Source organism: Dellaglioa sp. CoH-57-MRSF-20 (assembly GCF_056781955.1).
In genome coordinates this window covers 281,450-296,806 of the sequence record NZ_JBXAXV010000003.1, presented here as the reverse complement: position 1 = coordinate 296,806, position 15,357 = coordinate 281,450, and the positions used below count along the sequence as shown (strand labels likewise).

Below are 15,357 nucleotides of genomic sequence, written 5' to 3'. Positions count from 1 at the left end.
TAAGCTTCTTAGCGCCAAGAGTAGTTGGGGGTCGCCCCCTGCGAGGGTAGGACGTTGCCATGCTTTTTTTATTATTTGGAGGTTTAGCTCAGTTGGGAGAGCGTCTGCCTTACAAGCAGAGGGTCACAGGTTCAAGCCCTGTAACCTCCATTTGAGCCGTTAGCTCAGTTGGTAGAGCATCTGACTTTTAATCAGAGGGTCGACAGTTCGAGCCTGTCACGGCTCATTTTCAATTCCACATTCTGCGGGTGTGGCGGAATTGGCAGACGCACTAGATTTAGGATCTAGCGTCGTAAGACGTGGGGGTTCAAGTCCCTTCACCCGCATCATTTTCAGTTATGCCGACTTAGCTCAGTTGGTAGAGCACCTGATTTGTAATCAGGGGGTCGGGCGTTCGAATCGTCTAGTCGGCACCATTTTTTAATTTTTTTGCGGAAGTAGCTCAGTGGTAGAGCATCACCTTGCCAAGGTGGGGGTCGCGGGTTCGAATCCCGTCTTCCGCTTTTCAATAAATGCCGGGGTGGCGGAACTGGCAGACGCACAGGACTTAAAATCCTGCGGTGAGTGATCACCGTACCGGTTCGATTCCGGTCCTCGGCACCATTTATTGTTTTAATTTTATATTTTTAATGCACCCATAGCGCAACTGGATAGAGTGTCTGACTACGAATCAGAAGGTTGTAGGTTCGACTCCTACTGGGTGCATTTTTTTGTGTTCGGGAAATAGCTCAGCTTGGTAGAGCACCTGGTTTGGGACCAGGGGGTCGCAGGTTCGAATCCTGTTTTCCCGATTAATTGAAAAAGGAATTTAAACTTTATGTTTAAATTCCTTTTTTTGTTTAGGACAAATAACTTTCAATTTTAATTTATATTTCGTATAATGAAAGTCAACATTAGTCAAACTATTTGAGGTGATGAATATGCAGGGTCAGAATATTTCTGATGTGATTGAGAAGTATTTTAAGAAAATTCTTTTAGACGAAAAAGAAATAGTCATTAAACGTTCTGAAGTTGCTGAATTATTTAATTGTGTACCATCGCAAATAAATTATGTTATTAACACGCGATTTACTATTCAAAATGGATATGTAGTAGAGAGTAAACGTGGTGGCGGTGGATATATTAGGATAGAAAAGGTAAATCTTTTTGTAGATCAAGAATTTATTCAAACAATAGAAAATTTAATTGGTACAAACGTATCCCAACAAGAAGGTTACGATATTATTCAAAGTTTATATGATGAGAAGACATTGACAAAAAAAGAATCAAATTTAGTTTTAGCTATAATAAAGAAAGATGTTTTTCTTGGTATGGATACAGAATCAGAAAATATGATACGCGCTAAAATGTTGATTAATTTAATTAATCGCTTACGATATGAAGAGTAGAAAGAGGTAATAATATGGATAATTTATTTACGCCGAGTGCAAAAGAAGTTCTTATTCGAGCACAGGAAGCTGCTAAACACTATCGTCAACAAGCCGTTGGTACTGAACATTTACTTTTGGCTTTGTCTGAAGTACAAAATGGTATTGCAGATAAAGTATTGAAACAATTTAATGTTGATCCAGAAGATATAATGGAAGAAATCGAAAGATTCACTGGTTATGGATCATTGAGATTAAATAAAAATGATAATTATTTACCTTACTCACCAAAAGCAAAAATGATTTTATCAATTGCTAACGATGAAGCTAAAAATTTAAATGCAAGTAAGGTGGGTACAGAGCATCTTTTACTAGCGCTAACAAGTAATAATGAAATATTATCATCAAGAATTATGGGCGGATTAAGTGCTGATGTTAAGCAGGTACGTAAAATGATTTTCCGTCAACTTGGTGTCAGTGAAGTTCAGATGAGACAAAAGAATCGTGGTAAACAAACTCCAGAAGAGGGAACACCTACATTAGATGAATTAGCACGTGATTTGACTAAAATGGCTCGTGATAAGCAGATTGACCCTGTAATTGGTCGAGATTCTGAAGTGAAAAGATTAACTCAAGTATTGAGTCGTCGAACTAAGAATAATCCAGTGTTAATTGGTGAACCTGGTGTTGGTAAGACTGCAATCGCTGAGGGGTTTGCTCAACGATTAGTTGACGGAAACGTTCCTGAAGACATGATTGGAAAACGATTAATGATGCTTGATATGGGATCATTAGTTGCGGGAACAAAATATCGTGGTGAATTTGAAGATCGGTTAAAGAAAATATTGAAAGAAGTATACACGACTAAAGATGTTATTTTATTTATTGATGAATTACACACGTTAATTGGTGCAGGGGGTGCAGAAGGTGCAATAGATGCATCTAATATATTAAAACCTGCATTGGCTCGTGGTGAAGTTCAAGTTATTGGTGCAACGACATTAGATGAGTATCAAAAATACATTGAATCTGATGCTGCTTTGGAACGACGTTTTGCGACAATCACAATCAAAGAACCAACAGAAGCACAGACTGTTGATATTTTAAAGGGACTCCGACCTAAATATGAGGCACATCATCGCGTGCAAATTACCGATGATGCAATTGAAGCAGCAGTAGAAATGGGTAATCGATATATTACTGATCGATTCCTACCTGATAAGGCGATTGATTTAATGGATGAAGCCGCTGCTCAGGTTCGTATTGAGCGCCCAAGGACTAAATCAAAATTAAGTAAAAAACAAGATCAACTTGACGAATTGCGTCAACAAAAAGATGATGCAGTTAGTCAGCAAGATTTTGAATTAGCTGCGGGTATTCGTACAAAAGAAATGCGTGTTAAAAAGCAGGTTGAAGATTTAGAAGCCGAAAAAAATGCTGCCGTTAAGTCTAGTGCAGAACATTATGATATAAAGGTAACTAGCGAAGAAATTGCAGGAATTGTTTCTGATTGGACAGGTGTTCCAGTACAACAATTGAATAAAAGTGAAAGTGATCGCTTAATTCATCTTGAAGACATTTTGCATAAACGTGTTATTGGTCAAAATGAGGCAGTTAGCTCAATTGCAAAGGCTATTCGACGTGCTAGAAGCGGATTGAAAAATCCAGCAAGACCAATTGGTTCATTCATGTTCCTTGGGCCAACGGGTGTTGGTAAAACTGAATTAGCTAAGGCACTTGCTGAAGCTATGTTTGGCTCTGAAGAAGCAATGATTCGAGTGGATATGTCGGAATATATGGAAAAATATAGTACAAGTCGCTTGATTGGATCGCCACCAGGTTACGTTGGATATGATGAAGGTGGACAATTGACTGAAAAAGTTCGTCAGACACCATATTCTGTTGTTCTCTTGGATGAAGTTGAAAAAGCGCATCCTGATGTTTTTAATATTTTACTTCAAGTGTTAGATGATGGATACTTAACAGATTCTAAAGGACGTCGTATTGATTTTAGAAATACAATTATCATTATGACATCTAACTTAGGTGCAACTGCCGTTCGTGATGAGAAGTTTGTTGGATTTGGTGTAGAATCTGAAAAAGATGAATATAAGGCAATGTCTGGAAAAATTCGCGCGGCTCTTAAAAAAGCCTTTCGTCCAGAATTTTTAAACCGAATTGATGAATCAATTATATTCCATTCATTAACTAAAGTTGAATTACATGAGATTGTGAAATTGATGACTAAAGAAGTTATTGATAGGTTGAAGGAACAAGATATTAAGGTTAAAATATCACCTGCAGCAATTGATGTGATTGCTAAGGCAGGGTTTGATCCAGAATATGGTGCTAGACCCATTCGTCGTGCATTACAAACAGAAGTTGAGGACCGTCTAAGTGATATTCTTCTTTCTGGTCAAATAAAAGATAATGATAATATTACAATTGGTGCTGTAAAAGGTGTTATCAAAGTAACGATTAAAGAATCAAAAACTAAAGTAGCAGTGAAGTAAACTTAAAAAGGTGTAACTATTCATGTAGTTGCACCTTTTTTATCACTAGAAAAGGAGTGTTATCTATGGAAAAAATAGATCTTATTGTAATTGGTGGAGGCTCTGCTGGAATTGCAGCAGCAAATCGAGCTGGTTCTTTTGGAAAAAAAGTAATTTTAATAGAAGGAAATGAAATTGGTGGAACTTGTGTCAACGTTGGATGTGTACCTAAAAAGATTATGTGGTCTGCAGCAGCGTTAGCACAAGATTTTGATTTAGCTACTGATTATGGGTTTACTAAACAACAGCCGCAACTTGATTTTGAAAAATTAGTTGCTAACCGTTCTGCATATATTGAACGATTACATGGCGCATATTTCAGAAATTTAGATAAAAATCAGGTACAAGTCATTAAAGGCTATGCAAAATTTATTGATAATCAAACAGTTGAAGTTAATGGCTCAAAATATGTCTCAGAGCACATACTAATTGCAACTGGTGGAACACCCAATATACCCGACATTCCTGGCGCAACGTATGGGATTGAATCTAATCAATTCTTTGATGATTTGAAAGAATTACCTGCTAAAGTTGCGGTTATCGGAAACGGTTATATTGGTACTGAACTTGCTGGAACGTTGAATGCACTAGGGTCAAAAGTTCACATGTATGCAAAATACGACACGTTGTTACCTAATTTTGATGAATTAATTTCAACAAATGTAACAGAAACGTATATAGAAAATGGAATTGATATTAGTTTTAACTCAAAGGTGACAGAGTTGAAACGGCGAAGTGATGGTAAATATGAAGTTATTACCAATGATGACTCATTGGTCGTAGATTGTGTTATTTGGGCGGTTGGCCGCCGACCAGTTACCGATAAAATGAATATTTCTGCCACAAATATTAAATTAAATGATAATGGTACTATTGTGGTCGACGAGTATCAAAATACATCAGTTGCTGGTATTTATGCGACTGGGGATGTTATTGGTAAACTTGACTTAACACCTGTTGCAATTGCAGCTAGCCGAAGATTAATGGAGCGTGTGTTTAATAATAAACCTACGGAACATTTAGATTATAAATTGGTACCCACAGTGGTATTCTCACATCCAGTTGCTGGAACGATTGGTTTAACTGAAGCTGAAGCAACTTTAGAATATGGTCAAGAAAATCTAAAAATTTATCGATCATCATTTACACCAATGCGTTATAGTTTAGGTGATAGTAAGGTGAAGGAAAACCTGAAGTTAATTACGGTTGGTAAAGATGAACGAATTGTTGGATTACATGGTGTTGGAGAAGGCATGGACGAAATGCTACAAGGATTTGCAGTAGCAATTAAAATGGGCGCAACTAAAAAAGATTTCGATGATACAGTTGCTATTCACCCAACGAGTGCTGAAGAATTTGTGACGATGACTTAATGAGCACGAACTGTTGACATCCGATTCAATAGCGTATATGATAATTAAATGTATAATACTGTGAATTTTTATAGCTGATTACGATCTATTGTCCGTAAGAAGCCTTATAGAGAGACAAAAATGGTGATTATTTAAAAATAAATAAACTGTTTTTGTTTTTTCTTTTGCCAAAAAAACCGATTTTTTCGTCTAGTATGCAATTTGTAATCAAACTGTAATATAAAATCATCGGACTTTGGCAGGTTTACAGAATAAATTTGAGAGGTGACTAATTTGGCTGGACATTTAGTAAACTACGGTAAACACAGTACACGTAGAAGTTACGCACGTATCAAAGAAGTTTTAGATTTACCTAATTTAATCGAAATTCAAAGTGACTCTTACCAATGGTTCTTGGATGAAGGTCTTCGTGAAATGTTTGAAGACATCATGCCAATTGACGATTTTGCTGGTAACTTATCATTAGAATTTGTTGATTACCAATTATTAGAACCTAAATACACTGTAGATGAAGCACGCGCACATGATGCGAACTATTCGGCTCCATTACATGTTACATTACGTTTAACTAACCATGAAACTGGCGAAATTAAATCTCAAGATGTTTTCTTTGGTGATTTCCCATTAATGACAGAACAAGGAACATTTATCATTAATGGTGCTGAACGAGTTATTGTTTCTCAATTAGTTCGTTCACCAGGGGTTTACTACAATGGTTCATTAGATAAAAATGGCCGTGAAACATATGGCACAACTGTTATTCCTAACCGTGGTGCATGGTTAGAATATGAATCAGATGCTAAAAATATTTCATATGTACGTATTGATCGTACACGTAAAATTCCATTAACTGAATTGGTCCGCGCTTTAGGATTTGGTTCTGATGATGAAATTATTGAAATGTTGGGTAACAATGATAGCTTAATGCTAACACTTGAAAAAGATGTTCATAAAAATACGGATGATTCACGTGTTGAAGAATCTTTAAAAGATGTTTATGAACGTCTACGTCCCGGCGAACCTAAAACAGCTGATAGCTCACGTAGTTTATTGACAGCTCGTTTCTTTGATCCAAAACGTTACGACTTAGCTCCAGTTGGTCGTTACAAAATTAATAAAAAATTAAGCTTGAAAACACGTTTATTGAACCAAACATTAGCTGAAACATTGGCTGATCCAGATACTGGTGAAGTACTTGCACAAAAAGATACCGTAATTGATAAACAAGTTATGGAAACTTTAGCACCATATCTTGATCGTCAAGATTTCAAGACGGTCACATACCACCCATCAGAAGATGGTGTTGTTACTGAACCTATGGTACTTCAAATCGTTAAGGTTTATTCTCAAGTAGACCCAGAACGTGAGATGCCAATGATTGGTAATGGCAATATTGACTTACAATACAAACATATTGTACCTGCTGATATTATTGCTTCAATGAACTATTTCTTTAATTTAAAAGAAAATATTGGTTCTGTGGATGATATTGATCATTTAGGTAACCGTCGTATTCGTTCAGTTGGTGAATTACTACAAAATCAATTTAGAATTGGTTTATCACGTATGGAACGTGTTGTACGTGAACGTATGTCAATTCAAGATACAACAACTGTTACACCACAACAATTGATTAACATTCGTCCTGTTGTGGCTTCTATTAAAGAATTCTTTGGTTCATCTCAATTATCACAATTCATGGATCAAACTAATCCACTTGGTGAATTGACACATAAACGTCGTCTTTCTGCCTTAGGACCTGGTGGTTTGACTCGTGATCGTGCTGGATATGAAGTTCGTGATGTTCATTACACGCATTACGGTCGTATGTGTCCAATTGAAACGCCTGAAGGACCTAACATTGGTTTGATTAATAGTTTATCAAGTTATGCACGTGTTAACCGATATGGTTTTATTGAAACACCTTATCGTCGTGTGAGCTGGGAATCACATCAAGTAACTGATAAAATCGATTACTTGACTGCTGATGAAGAAGATAACTATGTTATTGCACAGGCTAACTCACCATTAAATGAAGATGATTCATTTGTAAATGAACTCGTTATGGCTCGTAATCGTTCAGAAAATATCGAAATCGGTATTGATAAAGTCGATTACATGGATGTTTCACCTAAACAAGTTGTGGCTGTTGCTACAGCATGTATTCCTTTCTTGGAAAATGATGATTCTAACCGTGCCTTGATGGGTGCCAATATGCAACGTCAAGCTGTTCCTTTAATCAATCCTCATTCACCACTTGTTGGTACAGGTATTGAATATAAGGCAGCTCATGATTCTGGTGTCGCTTTAATTAACAAAAACGAAGGTACTGTTGAATACGTTGATGCACGTGAAATTCGTGTTCGTCGTGAAGATGGCGCTTTAGATAAATACAAATTAATGAAATTCCATCGTTCAAATGGTGGTAAAAACTACAATCAACGTCCAATTGTTCGTGTAAACGATCATGTTGATGCTGATGAAATTTTAGCTGATGGTCCTTCAATGGAAAATGGGGAATTAGCTTTAGGCCAAAACCCATTAGTTGCCTTTATGACTTGGAATGGTTATAACTTTGAAGATGCTGTTATCATTAACGAACGTCTTGTTCGTGATGATGTCTACACATCAATTCATATTGAAGAATTTGAATCAGAAGCACGTGATACAAAATTAGGACCTGAAGAAATTACTCGTGAAATTCCTAATGTTGGTGAAGATTCATTAAAAGATCTTGATGAATTTGGTATCGTCCGTATTGGTGCTGAAGTTAATGATGGTGATATCTTAGTTGGTAAAGTAACACCTAAAGGGGTTACTGAATTATCTGCTGAAGAACGTTTATTACATGCTATCTTTGGAGAAAAGGCTCGTGAAGTACGCGATACTTCATTGAAAGTTCCTCATGGTGGTGGCGGTATTGTTCAAGATGTTAAAATCTTTACTCGTGAAGCAGGGGATGAATTAAGTCCTGGTGTTAATATGATGGTTCGTATCTACATTGCACAAAAACGTAAGTTACGTGTGGGTGATAAGATGGCTGGACGTCATGGTAACAAAGGGGTTGTTTCAATCGTTGTCCCTTCTGAAGATATGCCTTACATGCCAGATGGTACACCAGTTGATATTCTTTTGAATCCCATGGGTGTTCCTTCTCGTATGAATATTGGACAAGTTTTAGATCTTCATTTAGGTATGGCTGCTCGTAAATTAGGTATCCATGTTGCAACACCAGTTTTTGATGGTGCTCGCGATTCAGATATCTGGAATGTCTTTAAAGAAGCTGGAATTTCAGATGATGGTAAGACAATCTTATATGATGGACGTACAGGTGATGCATTTGATAACCGTGTTTCTGTAGGTGTTATGTACTATATGAAACTTGCTCACATGGTTGATGATAAAATCCATGCTCGTTCAATAGGACCATACTCATTAGTAACGCAACAACCATTAGGTGGTAAAGCACAATTTGGTGGACAACGTTTTGGTGAAATGGAAGTTTGGGCACTTGAGGCTTATGGTGCTGCTTACACGTTACAAGAAATTTTAACGTATAAATCTGATGATGTTGTGGGTCGTGTGAAAACATACGAAGCAATTGTCAAAGGCGAACCAATTCCTAAACCAGGTGTTCCTGAATCATTCCGTGTTCTTGTTAAAGAATTACAGTCATTAGGATTAGATATGAAAGTACTTGATGCTAAAAAGACTGAAATTGAATTACGTGACATGGATGATGACGATGATGATATCGTTAATGTGGATGCGTTAAGCAAATTAGCTAATGAACAAAAAGAGAAAAAAGCTAAAGAAGAAGCCGAAAAAATGGCTGCTGAAATGAACAAAGAATAATTTTGGCTTAGTTACTGAACTCAAATTTGTGTGGATGAAGCTAATGCTTAGTTTGAGAAATCCAACACACTATAAAACTAAAGGGAGGTCGGTCCTTTGATCGATGTCAATAAATTTGATAGCATGCAAATTGGCTTAGCATCTTCTGATAAGATTAGAAGCTGGTCATATGGTGAAGTTAAAAAGCCCGAAACAATCAATTATCGTACATTAAAACCTGAAAAAGACGGACTATTCGATGAACGTATTTTTGGACCAACAAAAGATTGGGAATGTGCCTGTGGTAAATACAAACGTATTCGCTATAAAGGTATCGTCTGTGATCGTTGTGGTGTTGAAGTTACTCGTTCTAAAGTACGTCGCGAACGTATGGGTCATATTGAATTAGCTGCACCAGTTACACATATCTGGTACTTTAAAGGAATTCCAAGTCGTATGGGTCTTGTCTTAGACATGAGTCCTCGTGCTTTGGAAGAAGTTATCTACTTTGCTTCTTACGTTGTTACTGAACCTGGTAACACACCTCTTGAAAAGAAACAGTTATTAACAGAACGTGAATATCGTGAAAAACGTGAAGAATACGGGACTGAATTCGAAGCTGGAATGGGTGCTGACGCTATTCGTCATTTATTACGTGATGTTAATCTTGCTGGTGAATCTGAAGAATTAAAAGAAGAATTGAAAGATGCTACTGGCCAAAAGAGAACACGTGCTGTTCGTCGTTTGGACATTTTAGAAGCATTCTTACTTTCTGAAAATGAACCTGCATGGATGGTTATGGATGCTGTTCCTATTATTCCACCTGACTTACGTCCAATGGTTCAATTAGAAGGTGGCCGTTTTGCCACTTCTGATTTGAATGATTTATACAGACGGGTTATTAACCGAAATAACCGACTAAAACGTTTATTAGATTTGAACGCTCCTGGTATTATTGTTCAAAATGAAAAACGTATGTTACAAGAAGCTGTTGATGCATTGATTGATAATGGTCGTCGTGGCCGTCCAGTTACTGGACCTGGTAACCGACCATTGAAATCTCTTTCACATATGTTGAAAGGTAAACAAGGACGTTTCCGTCAAAATTTACTTGGAAAACGTGTTGATTATTCAGGCCGTTCAGTTATTGCTGTTGGACCAACGTTACAAATGAATCAATGTGGTATTCCTCGTGAAATGGCTTTGGAATTATTCAAACCATTTATGATGAAAGAACTTGTTAAACGTGAAATGGCTTCAAATATTAAAAATGCTAAACGTAAACTTGATCGTCGCGATGAAGATATCTGGGATGTTTTAGAAGAAGTTATTGTTGAACATCCAGTTCTCCTTAACCGCGCACCAACACTTCATCGTCTTGGTATTCAAGCTTTCGAACCAATTTTAGTTGATGGTAAAGCAATTCGTCTTCATCCCTTAGCTTGTGAAGCTTACAATGCTGATTTTGATGGAGATCAAATGGCTATCCATGTACCTTTATCTGATGAAGCACAAGCAGAAGCTCGTTTGCTTATGTTAGCTGCTCATCATATCTTGGCACCTAAAGATGGTAAACCAGTTGTAACACCTTCTCAAGATATGGTTTTAGGTAACTACTACCTTACAATGGAAGAAGCTGGCCGCGAAGGCGAAGGTATGATCTTTAAAGATGCTAACGAAGCTGTAATGGCTTACCGTAATGGTTACGTTCATTTGCACACTCGTATTGGATTACAAACAGCAACATTAGCTGCTGAAGGTAAACCATTTACAGATTGGCAAAAAGAACGCATTATGATAACAACTGTTGGTAAAGCAATCTTTAATGAAATTTTACCTAATGAATTTGCCTACATTAATGAACCTAAGAATGATAACTTAATTAATAAAACAGCCGACAAATATTTTGTTGAACCTGGTCAAAATATTGGTGATGTTATTAAAGCACAAGAAATTATTTTACCTTTCAAAAAAGGATTCTTGAGTGATATCATTTCTGAAGTTTATAAACGATTTAAAGTAACTGAAACGTCTAAGATGTTAGATCGTCTTAAAAACTTAGGTTATGATCAATCAACACATGCTGGTATTACAGTTGGTATTTCTGATGTAACTGACTTAAAGGAAAAACCTGCAATTATTGAAGAAGCTCATAAACAAGTTGCTTTAGTTGCAAAACAATTCCGTCGAGGTTTGATTACAGAAGATGAACGTTATGAACGTGTTATTGCTATCTGGACACAAGCAAAAGATGATATTCAACAAAAACTAATGGAAGCATTGGGCACACAAAATCCTATTCAAATGATGAGTGATTCTGGAGCCCGTGGTAATATTTCTAACTTTACTCAATTAGCTGGTATGCGTGGTTTGATGGCAGCTCCTAATGGTAAAACAATGGAATTACCTATTATTTCTAACTTCCGTGAAGGTTTGTCAGTGTTGGAAATGTTTATTTCAACTCATGGGGCTCGTAAAGGTATGACTGATACGGCCTTGAAGACTGCCGATTCTGGATACTTGACTCGTCGACTTGTTGATGTTGCTCAAGATGTTATTATTCGTGAGAAAGATTGTTTCACTGATCGTGGCTTAGATGTATCAGCTATTAAAGAAGGAAATGAAATGATCGAACCATTGTATGACCGTATCTTAGGTCGTTATGCAATGAAGACCGTTAAAAATCCTGAAACTGGTGAAGTTATTGTCGCTTCAAACGAAATGATCGAAGAAAGCAAAGCGCAAGCAATTATCGCTGCTGGAATCGAACAAGTAACTATCCGCTCAGCATTTACATGTAACACTAAGCATGGGGTTTGTGAACATTGTTATGGTCGTAATATGGCTACTGGTGATCAGGTTGAAGTTGGTGAAGCAGTTGGTACTGTTGCTGCTCAATCAATCGGTGAACCCGGAACTCAATTAACAATGCGTACTTTCCATACTGGTGGGGTTGCTGGAGATGATATTACACAAGGGTTACCTCGTGTTCAAGAAATCTTCGAAGCACGTAATCCTAAAGGTCGTGCTGAAATTACAGAAGTAACAGGTATGATTGAAGCAATTGAAGAAAATCCTGCTGAACGTACTAAAGAAGTAACAGTTAAAGGTGAAACTGATACACGAACATATAGTTTACCTTATACTGCTGTTCTTAAAGTTGCCGAAGGTGATAAAATTCATCGTGGTGAAGCACTAACAGTTGGTTCAATTGATCCTAAACAATTAATTCAAGTTCGTGATGTTCTTTCTACGGAGAATTATATTCTTCGTGAAGTTCAAAAAGTATATCGTATGCAAGGGGTAGAAATCTCTGATAAGCATGTGGAGGTTATGTCTCGTCAAATGTTACGTAAGGTTCGCGTTATGGATCCCGGTGACACAAATGTATTACCAGGTACTTTAATGGATATCATGGATCTTAAAGAAGATAACTATAAGACATTGATCAAAGGTGGCATTCCAGCTACTTCACGTCCTGTCTTACTTGGTATCACTAAAGCATCTCTAGAAACAAACAGTTTCTTATCAGCTGCATCATTCCAAGAAACAACTCGTGTTCTTACGGATGCTGCTATTCGCGGTAAGAATGATCCATTAATTGGTCTGAAAGAAAATGTTATTATTGGTAAGATTATTCCTGCCGGTACTGGTATGCCAGATTACCGTCAAATTAAACCAAAAGAAACAGGTTCAATTTCAGCTAATGTTTATTCAATCTCAGATATTGAGAAACGAATGAAAGAAGAAGAAGCTAGCGTGAACGATTAACGTCATAGCTAAAAAAGAACAATTCTTATTAATTTAAGAGTTGTTCTTTTTTTTGTGCTTTATTAGCGAACAATTAACGCTTACATTTTAATAACGTCCGCAAACCATTGTATGGGTAAATAGACTGTGTTAATATTGTCATACAATAAAAAATACTGATCACCTATATAATGTCATGATATGGATGCTAGTTTCTACCCGGAGCCGTAAATTCCGGACTATATGTGAGTTAAAGCAAGCATGTATTAGGCATGAAATCCATAGAAAATCCGACTTATTAGTGTGAAAGATAATGTGGAGGATCAAATGAAGAATAGCACGGAATTAGAAAATAGTAGTTTGGATGAATCTAATTTATCAAATTTTAGAGCAGCAATATTAGGATTACAGCATTTATTAGCCATGTATTCAGGCGACATTTTGGTACCATTATTAGTTGGGGCTGCACTTGGGTTTAGTACAAAACAAATTACTTATTTAGTTTCGATGGATATTTTCATGTGTGGGATTGCAACATTATTACAATTGAAACGCACACGTTTTACTGGCATTGGTTTACCTGTAGTACTTGGGTGCGCGATTGAATACGTTGCACCATTGACTGCAGTAGGAAAACATTTTGGATTAGGAACAATGTATGGATCAATTATTGCTGCTGGTATTTTTATATTTCTAATTTCGGGATTCTTTGCAAACATTAGAAAATTCTTCCCACCAGTAGTGACAGGATCATTAATTACGTTAATCGGATTAACGTTAATTCCAGTTGCCTTTACCAACATGGGCGGTGGGGATGTGACAGCCAAATCATTTGGTAGTATCCCTAACTTAATAGTTGCAGGTGTAACCATTGCCGTTATTTTAGGCTTGAACATTTGGGGCCGCGGATTCATTCAACAAGTGGGTATCTTAATTGGTATTTTAGTTGGTGTGGTCGTTGCCTCATTTATGGGAAAAGTAACATTAGACCCAGTTAGCCAAGCTAATTGGTTTCAATTACCCCATGTTTTTATGTTTGCTGCCCCTAAATTTGAATGGTCATCAATTGTGACTATGATATTAGCAGCGTTAACAACTATGATTGAATCAACTGGTGTATTTTTTGCGCTGGGAGATATCGTTGGTCGTCCAATCAGAAAAGATGATTTAAAAAAAGGGTACCGTGCTGAAGGTATCGCAGCTGTTTTAGGTGGTATCTTTAATACGTTCCCATACTCGACATTTTCACAAAATGTTGGAATTGTGCAACTATCAGGAATTAAAACGAAGAAACCTGTTTATTTTTCAGCGTTCTTTTTAATTGCTTTAGGGTTACTTCCTAAAATTGGTGCAGCAGCAACTGTCATTCCAGCAGCCGTTTTAGGTGGTGCTATGTTAGTTATGTTCGGTATGGTTGGTGCACAAGGTATTAAAATGTTGCGCGAAGTTGAAGGTAGTAATAGTAATTTATTAATTATCGGTATTTCGGTCAGCTTAGGACTTGGTGTAACAGTACAACCAGCATTACTCCAAGCATTACCCTTAACAATCCAGACCATTTTTGGTAATGGACTTGTTGTCGGTAGTCTGTCGGCTGTTATCTTAAATATTCTATTCAATTATGGTCATTTGAATGACGCAATCGAAGATTAAAGTAAAAGCTAAGCAAATTTGCTTAGCTTTTTTATTTATATGAAGAAAGATAACGCAATAGTAATATAAACGCCAAACGTTATATGTGGGACAAATGGGAAAAATTGATATCGACTCTGTTTTACAGTAAAAAAGTAGATAAGTGAGCTGATACAAGCAAAAAGAGTGGCAATCAAACAAAAATGAACACCAAATGTTAGTTGAATGATAATCAGTAAAATAAAATCGCCAAGGCCGAGCTTTTGTTGAAAACATAAGACAAATAGAAACAGACTGAATAAGCTAATTGCTATTAGTGAGTCTGGAAACCCAAATAACAGATAATGCCACAGGATGAATAGTATTCCACCACCGATAGTTAAGCGACCAGAAATCAGTCGGTTAGTGAAATCCATAGCTGATAGAAAAGTTAAATAAAATAAGAACGTTATAAGTAATAGAAATTCAAAAAGAGATAGTTGAGTGAAAGATAAGGGCAACATGGCGGCCAAACTACATTCAAAAATAAATGAATAGGCTGGGAATTCTCCCTTGCAGAATCGACAGTGTCCGTGTAATCTAAGATAAGCGTAGATAGGAATTAGATCAAACCAAGGTATTTTTGTACCACAATAGTCGCAGATTGATCTTTTGTTGAATTGATTCTGATTCAATGCACAGCGTGTGGCAATGCAGGTGATGAATGAACCTAGGCAAGCACCTAGTAAAAATAAATAACTAATTAACATAATTTAAATCCTCCTATTAAAAAATACGCTTTTTAGTGTAAATACCATTGACGTATATTAAATACCGTGATATTCTGTGTAAGGTGCTTTTTGTGAACAG

The 15,357-nt window shown here is 36.7% G+C and carries 7 protein-coding genes, 8 tRNA genes and 1 riboswitch; of the genes, 14 read left to right on the top strand and 1 reads right to left on the bottom strand.

Annotated elements, in window-relative coordinates:
* Window positions 1-77: 77 nt before the first annotated feature.
* The 14 genes from AC1RPN_RS05165 (at window position 78) to AC1RPN_RS05100 (ending at window position 14,529) form a co-directional block, all read left to right on the top strand.
* Window positions 78-150, top strand: a tRNA-Val gene (locus AC1RPN_RS05165).
* A 3-nt stretch (window positions 151-153) separates the two neighbouring features.
* Window positions 154-226, top strand: a tRNA-Lys gene (locus AC1RPN_RS05160).
* 18 nt (window positions 227-244) lie between these two features.
* Window positions 245-326, top strand: a tRNA-Leu gene (locus tag AC1RPN_RS05155).
* A 14-nt stretch (window positions 327-340) separates the two neighbouring features.
* Window positions 341-416: transfer RNA gene (locus AC1RPN_RS05150), tRNA-Thr, on the top strand.
* 15 nt (window positions 417-431) lie between these two features.
* Window positions 432-503 (top strand) — tRNA-Gly (locus AC1RPN_RS05145).
* 11 nt (window positions 504-514) lie between these two features.
* Window positions 515-603: transfer RNA gene (locus tag AC1RPN_RS05140), tRNA-Leu, on the top strand.
* A 28-nt stretch (window positions 604-631) separates the two neighbouring features.
* Window positions 632-705 (top strand) — tRNA-Arg (locus AC1RPN_RS05135).
* 12 nt (window positions 706-717) lie between these two features.
* A tRNA-Pro gene (locus AC1RPN_RS05130) sits at window positions 718-791 on the top strand.
* Window positions 792-920: 129 nt separating this feature from the next.
* Window positions 921-1,388: a CtsR family transcriptional regulator gene (locus AC1RPN_RS05125; protein WP_481761623.1), complete on the top strand. Its 468-nt coding sequence runs from the start codon at window positions 921-923 to the stop codon at window positions 1,386-1,388.
* Between the two features lie 14 nt (window positions 1,389-1,402).
* Complete coding sequence (locus tag AC1RPN_RS05120; RefSeq protein WP_481761622.1) at window positions 1,403-3,880, top strand: ATP-dependent Clp protease ATP-binding subunit; 2,478 nt, start codon at window positions 1,403-1,405, stop codon at window positions 3,878-3,880.
* A gap of 65 nt (window positions 3,881-3,945) precedes the next feature.
* Window positions 3,946-5,292 (top strand): glutathione-disulfide reductase, encoded by a 1,347-nt coding sequence (gorA, locus tag AC1RPN_RS05115; protein ID WP_481761621.1) that lies wholly within the window; start codon window positions 3,946-3,948, stop codon window positions 5,290-5,292.
* 264 nt (window positions 5,293-5,556) lie between these two features.
* Complete coding sequence (gene rpoB / locus AC1RPN_RS05110; RefSeq protein WP_481761620.1) at window positions 5,557-9,147, top strand: DNA-directed RNA polymerase subunit beta; 3,591 nt, start codon at window positions 5,557-5,559, stop codon at window positions 9,145-9,147.
* A 96-nt stretch (window positions 9,148-9,243) separates the two neighbouring features.
* Complete coding sequence (gene rpoC, locus AC1RPN_RS05105) at window positions 9,244-12,897, top strand: DNA-directed RNA polymerase subunit beta' (RefSeq protein WP_481761619.1); 3,654 nt, start codon at window positions 9,244-9,246, stop codon at window positions 12,895-12,897.
* A 143-nt stretch (window positions 12,898-13,040) separates the two neighbouring features.
* Window positions 13,041-13,138, top strand: a riboswitch (purine riboswitch).
* Between the two features lie 65 nt (window positions 13,139-13,203).
* Window positions 13,204-14,529, top strand: a complete 1,326-nt coding sequence (locus AC1RPN_RS05100) for a nucleobase:cation symporter-2 family protein (protein ID WP_481761618.1) — start codon at window positions 13,204-13,206, stop codon at window positions 14,527-14,529.
* Between the two features lie 35 nt (window positions 14,530-14,564).
* On the opposite strand, the gene AC1RPN_RS05095 is transcribed toward AC1RPN_RS05100, so the two are convergent.
* The gene (locus AC1RPN_RS05095; RefSeq protein WP_481761617.1) at window positions 14,565-15,257 is read right to left on the bottom strand and encodes a prepilin peptidase; all 693 of its coding nucleotides are present in this window, start codon (window positions 15,255-15,257) and stop codon (window positions 14,565-14,567) included.
* Window positions 15,258-15,357 lie beyond the last annotated feature (100 nt).

Coding starts and splice junctions, on each gene's coding strand:
- AC1RPN_RS05100 (WP_481761618.1), top strand. CDS start 13,204: ATGAAGAATAGCACGGAATTAGAAAATAGTAGTTTGGATGAATCTAAT.
- AC1RPN_RS05125 (WP_481761623.1), top strand. CDS start 921: ATGCAGGGTCAGAATATTTCTGATGTGATTGAGAAGTATTTTAAGAAA.
- AC1RPN_RS05095 (WP_481761617.1), bottom strand. CDS start 15,257: ATGTTAATTAGTTATTTATTTTTACTAGGTGCTTGCCTAGGTTCATTC.
- AC1RPN_RS05120 (WP_481761622.1), top strand. CDS start 1,403: ATGGATAATTTATTTACGCCGAGTGCAAAAGAAGTTCTTATTCGAGCA.
- gorA (WP_481761621.1), top strand. CDS start 3,946: ATGGAAAAAATAGATCTTATTGTAATTGGTGGAGGCTCTGCTGGAATT.